The sequence below is a fragment of the Psychrobacter piechaudii genome (genome assembly GCF_900162825.1).
Lineage (GTDB): Bacteria > Pseudomonadota > Gammaproteobacteria > Pseudomonadales > Moraxellaceae > Psychrobacter > Psychrobacter piechaudii.
In genome coordinates this window covers 1-7,410 of the sequence record NZ_FUGE01000125.1, presented here as the reverse complement: position 1 = coordinate 7,410, position 7,410 = coordinate 1, and the positions used below count along the sequence as shown (strand labels likewise).

The 7,410-nt window shown below is 42.6% G+C and carries 8 protein-coding genes; 2 read left to right on the top strand and 6 right to left on the bottom strand.

From position 1 onward, the window contains the following. Nucleotides 1-135, top strand: a 135-nt coding sequence (locus tag A1019T_RS06760; RefSeq protein ID WP_143513965.1) for a zinc ribbon domain-containing protein, incomplete at its 5' end; no start/stop codon positions are given. A gap of 79 nt (nucleotides 136-214) precedes the next feature. Here A1019T_RS06760 and pepF read toward each other — a convergent pair. From pepF to A1019T_RS06740, 3 genes are all read right to left on the bottom strand, one after another. After that, a complete protein-coding gene (pepF, locus tag A1019T_RS06750) occupies nucleotides 215-2,014 on the bottom strand; it encodes an oligoendopeptidase F (protein WP_077450976.1) in 1,800 nt (599 codons plus the stop codon). Between the two features lie 101 nt (nucleotides 2,015-2,115). Then, on the bottom strand, nucleotides 2,116-2,427 hold the full coding sequence (locus A1019T_RS06745; RefSeq protein ID WP_007395774.1) for a DUF7677 family protein: 312 nt from the start codon (nucleotides 2,425-2,427) through the stop codon (nucleotides 2,116-2,118). Continuing rightward, nucleotides 2,417-3,190, bottom strand: a complete 774-nt coding sequence (locus tag A1019T_RS06740) for a type 1 glutamine amidotransferase (protein WP_077450975.1) — start codon at nucleotides 3,188-3,190, stop codon at nucleotides 2,417-2,419. The genes A1019T_RS06745 and A1019T_RS06740 overlap by 11 nt, the downstream gene beginning before the upstream one ends. 196 nt (nucleotides 3,191-3,386) lie before the next feature. Between A1019T_RS06740 and A1019T_RS06735 the strand changes: the two genes are divergently transcribed. Continuing rightward, nucleotides 3,387-3,635: a DUF2164 domain-containing protein gene (locus tag A1019T_RS06735; RefSeq protein WP_077450974.1), complete on the top strand. Its 249-nt coding sequence runs from the start codon at nucleotides 3,387-3,389 to the stop codon at nucleotides 3,633-3,635. Between the two features lie 94 nt (nucleotides 3,636-3,729). Here A1019T_RS06735 and glyA read toward each other — a convergent pair whose 3' ends face one another. The 3 genes from glyA to A1019T_RS06720 form a co-directional block, all read right to left on the bottom strand. Further along, the gene (gene glyA / locus A1019T_RS06730) at nucleotides 3,730-4,986 is read right to left on the bottom strand and encodes a serine hydroxymethyltransferase (RefSeq protein WP_077450973.1); all 1,257 of its coding nucleotides are present in this window, start codon (nucleotides 4,984-4,986) and stop codon (nucleotides 3,730-3,732) included. 310 nt (nucleotides 4,987-5,296) lie between these two features. Continuing rightward, nucleotides 5,297-5,767 (bottom strand): chorismate--pyruvate lyase family protein, encoded by a 471-nt coding sequence (locus A1019T_RS06725; RefSeq protein ID WP_077450972.1) that lies wholly within the window; start codon nucleotides 5,765-5,767, stop codon nucleotides 5,297-5,299. 27 nt (nucleotides 5,768-5,794) lie between these two features. Next, nucleotides 5,795-7,057 carry a GNAT family N-acetyltransferase gene (locus A1019T_RS06720; protein WP_077450971.1) on the bottom strand — a complete coding sequence of 421 codons (1,263 nt, stop codon included), beginning with the start codon at nucleotides 7,055-7,057 and terminating at the stop codon, nucleotides 5,795-5,797. Nucleotides 7,058-7,410 lie beyond the last annotated feature (353 nt).

Sequence of the window (7,410 nt, the reverse complement as noted above, 5' to 3'; positions counted from 1 at the left end):
GGTAGAGCAGGTTTGCGAATAAGAGGATGGACTTGTGCTGAGTGTGGCACATGGCATGATAGAGATATCAATGCTGCTAAGAACATCCTCGCGGTCGGGCTTGATCGTCTAGCTGTAGGAATCCCCTCGGTTTAGCGAGGGGAGGAAGTCAACATATCAACTGAGCTCTGTTCAGCGTCCTCTGCTATAAGCAATAAGTAGCCATTTATTTTAACTACTCAGTTAAGCTGACGGCCTGATTCACCAGCTCGTCAATAAAACCAATCGTGTCTATCAAGGTGGCTTTATCATTGATATCCACCCCTATCATTTGAGCCAATTCTGCTGGAGTTTTGCTTCCGCCTGCCCGCAATACCGCTAACCAATCATCAATAACTTGTTCACCTTGACGCAGCTTTTTAAACAACTGAGTGGCAATACTCAAACCAGCACTATAAGTATAAGAGTACAAACCCAAATAATAATGCGGCTGACGCATCCAAGTTAATGCTGCATCGTCGTCAATCTCTACGGCTTCACCCCAGAATTGTTGCAACGAGGCTTGCATCATGTCATGCAAGTCATCAGTGCTTAAATTCTTGCCAGCATCCACCGCACGATACACTTCACGCTGGAAATAGGCTTCAAGATAATGGGTCACAAAGTTATGGTAATAGGTATTCGACAATAAAGAAGAAACTACGTAACGCTGAAACGCTTTGTCCTCTGTGTTTTGTTGTAATAAATGATAACCGAGTAGCAGCTCATTACACGTCGAAGGCGCTTCGATAAAATACAAGGAAGGCTCATAGCTTAAGTAGTTTTGATACTGACCCGCGTTATAAAAATGTCCAGCGTGACCTATTTCGTGAATCAAGGTGAACACATCGCCTAGGTTTTGGGTCCAAGACATCAACACATAGGAATGCTCGCCATAGGGTGATGCACAAAAACCACCGGTGCTTTTCCCTTGGTTTTGCGCAAAGTCATACCAACGCTCCTCAAAAGAGCGTTTCACCATATCGGTATAATCCGAACCTAATAAAGATAACGCTTCTACGCAATATGTTTTTGCCTCATCAATGCTGACCTTTGCCACAAAGCTAGCATCTAGTGGTACTTTTAAATCAGCAAAAGTCATTTTATCAATGCCATTGACCTGTTGTAATAGTTTGGCGTAACGGCGCATGGGCGGTGCTAGATAAGTCATAATGGTGTCAATATGCTCATCATACATGGTCCGTGGTATTTTTTGCTCCTGTAATAGATAATCGAATACCGAGTCATAACCGCGCATATCGGCGATGATTTTCTCTTTTTTGACTTGTGCCAAATAATTGCTAGCAATAGTGTGCTGAGACTCGCGCAGTCGTTTTGAGAACGCTTTAAAGGCTTGACGACGAAACTCAGTATCTACCGCGGTTTCATATTCATTTTCAAAAGTCGAAAAACTCAAAGGATAAGTCTGACCATTGGCTTCAAAGTCTGGGAAATTCATGTCTGCCAATTTGCACTGCTCATAGTTTTGATACGGCAAATCCAGTACAGGCGATAACGAGATAAGCGCCGTTTCTAACTCTAGACTTAAGGTATAGGGCTTTTGCGCCAATAAGTCTGATAAAAATGGACGATACTTATCGTTTTCAGTCATTGCTTGCTTAATCAGTGCTTCATCGGCCTGCTTTAGGGTTTGCTCCACAATGGCAGTTTGGCTGTTTAATTTGGCCACTTGCGACTCAAAATCTCTGGCTCTTATTTGCAGTTCGCTGTCACTCATATCGACCGCACTTTGTGCCCCAGCATAGGTGCCTGCTTTGGACAAAATAGTTAAATAGGCTTCATAAGCTTGTAGCAGACGCACGATACTGGCGCCATTATTTAGATTTAGCATCGACTCGCTAGTTAGCTCATTGGCAAGCTGCCCCGCTTGCTCTAAATCTGCGTAAAAATCTTCTGGTGTGGTATAAAGTGCGGTCATGTCCCAGGTTAAATGGGTGGGAACATCGCTGCGTTTGGGTAGAGCTTGAGTAAGCATAGGGGTCCTTTAACTTTTAAAAACACTATTTTGAATTAATATTATCTTTTTATCTTATAGATTCGAGATTGCTAGATGACCCTAATATAGGTTAAACAGATTTACCTATCTCGCTTTGGTGGGCCATATAGCGTGGTTTCCCATTCCTCGAAAGGGGGATCAACAATATACTCTGAACAGTAAGATTTAAGATAGTCCGTTGCTCTTTTTTGTGCATAAGTAAAGTTCAAAACTTTACCCTCTTCATCCATTTCTAATACATTGGCAAATATGGCAAAGACCATTTCGATAGCACTGGGCTCAGTTCCAAATAAGTCAATATATTCAATGTCTTGAAGCATATAATGAGTACCACTTGCTATAAAATAAGCAAAAGTACTCAAGGCACCGCTAAAATCTTGACTAACTTTCATTTTTCACCTTATAGTTTGAAACTAAATTATCCAATATCGTATCAAAGTAGGCATTATTGTCAGCAGCAAATTGATCACTGTTTTCTAAAATATGAGCTGGAGATTGTACGGTCTTCGGATACTGCCTCATATCCTGCTCAGAGATACCTTTACCCTCATGGATCATGGTCTTTAAGCTATCAGGTGTCACTTCGAAATGACATTGCCAGCCCACTATCCAAGAGCCCAGCTGTTTATGGTTCTCGGTTTGGTAAATAAAACCTTGGTTTGGCCAGTAATCAGAGGTAGCTAGAGGCGTAGCACCGTCTGGTAAATCAAAACCATCGCCATGCCAATGAAAGGTAGTAAATTGAGGGGGCACTCCCTTTAGTAGCGGATGACGAACCCCTGGTTCGGTCAGTGTCAACTGTGTCCAACCAATTTCTTTGATATCGATTTTGCCCACATTGGCACCCAAACTTTCAGCAAGTAGCTGGGCCCCCAAACACATACCAATGACCGTCTTACCTGCTTTAATGGCTTCAGTGATAAACTGCTTTTCTGCTTTTAGCCAAGGAAATTTATCGGCATCGTAAACCCCCATAGGCCCACCCATCACAATCAACCAGTCAAAGCTATCCTGATCTGGCAGAGCGTTATCTCCTACTAACTCCTCTGCAAACTGAGTAAGGGTTAGCTTATGACCGTTGCGCTTTATCCAATACCCAATAGAGCCTAGAATATTGATAGGGTTATGCAATAAGGCATGGATGCGTAGAATCATATCTTTTCCTTTATTTTTAATGCTTTTATTTTGATGCCTTCACTTTGATGCTTTTATTGGGATAGTTTGGATTGCTATTCATTACGCTACTTGTGGTTTATAAATAGTACCATACCCCATCAGGCCTTTAATGAACTTCAAATAAAGCGCCTGAAATAGATTAAATCAATAGTTCTGGATACTAACTGAGTAAATCATGAAAAATAAAAAGCTTTTGCAGCTAGATAAAGAAGAGGAAGAAGTCCTACTGGATGAGTTACGGGCCTATATGAGTGATGAACTGGATATGGATATTGGCAATCTGCCTGCTAAGTTCTTGCTCGATTTCATGGTGGACCTAATAGGACCCAAGATTTACAATCAGGCGATTAGTGATGCGGAGCCTTGGCTATATAAACGCTTTACTGGGATTTTAGAGGATTTGTCTGTTTTAAAGAAAGATTAATAGTTTAGCTTATATTTTAGTCATAAAAAAACCGCCTAGCCAAAAGCCAAGCGGTTTTTTATCAACACCTAAAAACAAGCGTTCGTAAAACTAATTACTGGTTACGCTCATACACAGGTAGTTCTGCACAGATTTTCTCAACTTTAGCGCGAGTCTCTGCTAGTACTTTTTCATCACCACGGCTGTCTAATACATCACAAATCCAGCCAGCTAGGTCAGAAGCTTGTGCTTCGTTGAAACCGCGAGTAGTGATTGCTGGAGTACCGATACGAATACCAGAAGTTACGAATGGAGATTTAGGGTCGTTTGGTACCGCGTTTTTATTCACAGTGATACCTGCATCGCCTAACCATTTGTCGGCTTCTTTACCCGTCATGTCTTGCTTAACTAAGCTGATAAGCATTAGATGGTTTTCAGTACCGCCAGAGATAATTTCATAGCCGCGATCTTGGATAACTTTTGCCATAGCTTGGGCGTTTTTCACCACTTGCTGCTGGTAAGTTTTGAAGTCGTCTTGTAGCGCTTCTTTGAAACATACCGCTTTAGCAGCGATAGCGTGCATCAATGGGCCACCTTGGTTGCCTGGGAATACCGCTGAATTTAGTTTCTTAGCCAGTTTGTCATCACGAGATAGGATTAGACCTGAACGTGGACCGCGTAGGGTCTTGTGCGTGGTAGTCGTTACTACGTCAGCGAAAGGTACTGGGCTTGGGTATACACCAGCAGCAACTAGACCTGCAACGTGTGCCATATCAACAAATAAATAAGCACCAACGCTGTCTGCGATGTCACGGAAACGCTGCCAATCAACCACTTGTGAGTAAGCTGAGAAACCCGCAATGATCATTTTTGGTTTGTGCTCTTGGGCCAAACGCTCAACTTCGTCATAGTCGATTAAGCCAGTTTCTTCTACTAGACCGTACTGAACCGCGTTGTAGTTGATGCCTGAGAAGTTTACGTGTGCACCATGCGTTAAATGACCACCCGCGTCTAGGCTCATGCCTAACACAGTATCACCCGCTTCCAGTAAGGCTAAGAATACCGCAGAGTTAGCTTGGCTACCTGCGTGTGGCTGTACGTTGGCGTACTCAGCGCCGAATAACTCTTTGGCACGGTCAATAGCCAATTGCTCAACGATATCCACGAACTCACAACCGCCATAGTAGCGCTTGCCAGGATAACCTTCAGCATATTTGTTCGTTAGGTCAGAGCCTTGGGCTTCCATTACTGCTGGCGAGCAATAGTTTTCTGAAGCGATTAGCTCGATATGGCTCTCTTGACGCTTGGTCTCTGACACCATGGCTTGATACAAGTCTGGGTCATAGTCTTTAATGCTAATATCTTTAAACATAGTTTTATCCTATTAATAAGTCACATACGTTAATAAATCACATACGACATATAAAAAATACAAGCGCCGAACCCGCCAACCACTCTGTATCCTAAATTTTAACCCTTCAATCAGGCAATACTCAGCTATTACCGTATAGATTTGAAAGAAGTATTTTTAGGAGGGGGCTACTCTGCACAATTAGAGGGTAAGTGTAACATGAAATCCGGTCGATTAGAGCGAAAAAACAGCCCAAAAAGCGGATGTTTTTGTGAGTTTAGTTAACTTATAGGCTGTTTAAAATCTAGGTTATAAGTAAAACAGCTAGGGATTAAGACCCTTCTATAAAAAAGTCCGCCAAAAAAGTTTCACTGATTAACAATTCTCTATTATGCCAATTATAGAAGGTGCTTCGGCGCCAACCCAAATCCGTGCAGTCAATCACTCTTCTATTGGGCAAGCTATTTTGACGCTTAAAGAGCACATAACCAATGGGAGTGCCCTGCAAGTACTGCAAACGCTTGGCTTCCCCTTTAAGGCTAACTAGAGGAAAAATGCTTTGCGCTGCCACCCAAGGTTTTTCGCTGTTTCCGTATAATAAAGACTCTCGCACCCACGCCATAACCGGTCTATTTAACTGGGCACCTTGATAACCTATTTGCTTTTTTTGTGCCAAAGTTAACACCCGATACCCTTCAAAGGTAGGCTCTACTTTCAACGCTTGCCCTGCCTTAGCTTCTAACAGAGCCGTTAATGAACCGTCTGAGGTCAGCCAATATAGCGCCTCTGCTGGTATAGACATGTTTTACCCCTTAACTAAGTATTATGCCTAGCCTTTAAAGTGAGGCATATTTTCAATATTAAATGGTAGGGCATCATGGGCCTGTTGACGATATTGCTGCATATAGTCACGGTCCTGCTCACAAAAGTTAGCAATCGCAGGCTCAAAACGAGGATCATAAACTCGATGTAACGAGTGCGTCTTTTGCGGTATAAAGCCGCGAATCAGCTTGTGCTCGCCTTGTGTGCCCGGATCAAAGTAATGCAGCCCCTTATCAATAGCAAATTTGATGCCCTGATAATAGCACAGCTCAAAATGCAAGCTGTCATATTCCTCTAGTGCGCCCCAATAGCGCCCATATAGGGTCGAGTTATCTTGATTTGGGTCATCATAAAAGAACAAGCTACTTGCCACCACTTGTTCACTCTCATCAATAGCTTGAGCCAACATAATCTGCTCAGGCATCGTGTCTGCAATTTGCTCAAAAAATTCTGGGGTCAAATAAGGATGACGTCCCCGCACAGCGTAAGTCATAGCATAGCACTGGTAAAATAAGTCCCAATCTTCAGCAGTAATGGCTTCCCCAGTCTTTATACGGCAGCTTAGATTCTGCTTGGCTATCTTTTTGCGCTCAGCTCGGATGTTTTTTCTTTTTTTAGCAGTTAGGGTACTTAAAAAATCATCGAAATCAGCAAACGGCTTGGGGTTGCCCTGTGGGTCTATGTCCGTCAGCTTTTGATTCTGCCACAAAAACTGACACCCCTGACGCTCTAGCAATTGATGGTCAAATAAGGGATTAGGCAATTGTTTAGCGAATTTAACCTGCTCAGCGTCAATAAATAAACCATGCCAACTTGACGCCCCCACTTGCTGCGCCACATCATCCACAGCTGCAACGGCCGTCTGCCAAATAGCAGGGGCCATAGTTTCGCCTTCAGCCAACCATAAACGCTGTCCCATCACTGGAGTATACGGCACACTGGTTACCAATCTTGGGTAATAATCCACGCCATAGCGGGCATAAGCCTCAGCCCAAGCATGATCAAATACATACTCACCTTGGTGATGACCTTTGATAAATAACGGCATGACTGCAATTAAGGTCGGAGGCTGCTCACCATTTATCTTAGCTTGCACAGGTTGCCTATAGATCTGTAGATACAGGGGTATCCAGCCAGAAGCCTGACCAATAGCTTCACTGTCAATAAGGGCTTGCCAATAAGCAAAAGACATAAAGGGGGTGTCAGTCACCTGCCATTTAGCCTCATTTTGCCACTGTAAATCTTGGGTTATGCTGTAGGAATAAGTCATCGTTTTTAATCTAATTGATTATTATTGCCCTAGAGTAGCAAATTATCAGCGTTTTGCTGACCCTATTTTAACCCCGTCCTCTTTTTTAGCAGGTTATTATTTGAAAAAATAGTTTTCATCCCCATAATTGACCCTGCCCTCTATCGGGGTGTTTGATAAAATGCAGACAGAGCTCGATATATTAACAATAAAAAAGCCATCTACGCTGATATAGATGGCTTTTATTGATTATCTTATTGGTTATTTGGTTTTTTAAAAAATAACTATTTTAGTTTAGGTAATAGATGATATCCAGGCTGAGGACTGGTAAAATACAAGTTTACTAGCTTAATATAATTCGTATACATAGGGTA

Excerpts from the sequence above, each read along its gene's own strand:
- pepF (WP_077450976.1), bottom strand. The coding sequence starts at position 2,014 with ATGCTTACTCAAGCTCTACCCAAACGCAGCGATGTTCCCACCCATTTA.
- A1019T_RS06745 (WP_007395774.1), bottom strand. The coding sequence starts at position 2,427 with ATGAAAGTTAGTCAAGATTTTAGCGGTGCCTTGAGTACTTTTGCTTAT.
- A1019T_RS06740 (WP_077450975.1), bottom strand. The coding sequence starts at position 3,190 with ATGATTCTACGCATCCATGCCTTATTGCATAACCCTATCAATATTCTA.
- A1019T_RS06735 (WP_077450974.1), top strand. The coding sequence starts at position 3,387 with ATGAAAAATAAAAAGCTTTTGCAGCTAGATAAAGAAGAGGAAGAAGTC.
- glyA (WP_077450973.1), bottom strand. The coding sequence starts at position 4,986 with ATGTTTAAAGATATTAGCATTAAAGACTATGACCCAGACTTGTATCAA.
- A1019T_RS06725 (WP_077450972.1), bottom strand. The coding sequence starts at position 5,767 with ATGTCTATACCAGCAGAGGCGCTATATTGGCTGACCTCAGACGGTTCA.
- A1019T_RS06720 (WP_077450971.1), bottom strand. The coding sequence starts at position 7,057 with ATGACTTATTCCTACAGCATAACCCAAGATTTACAGTGGCAAAATGAG.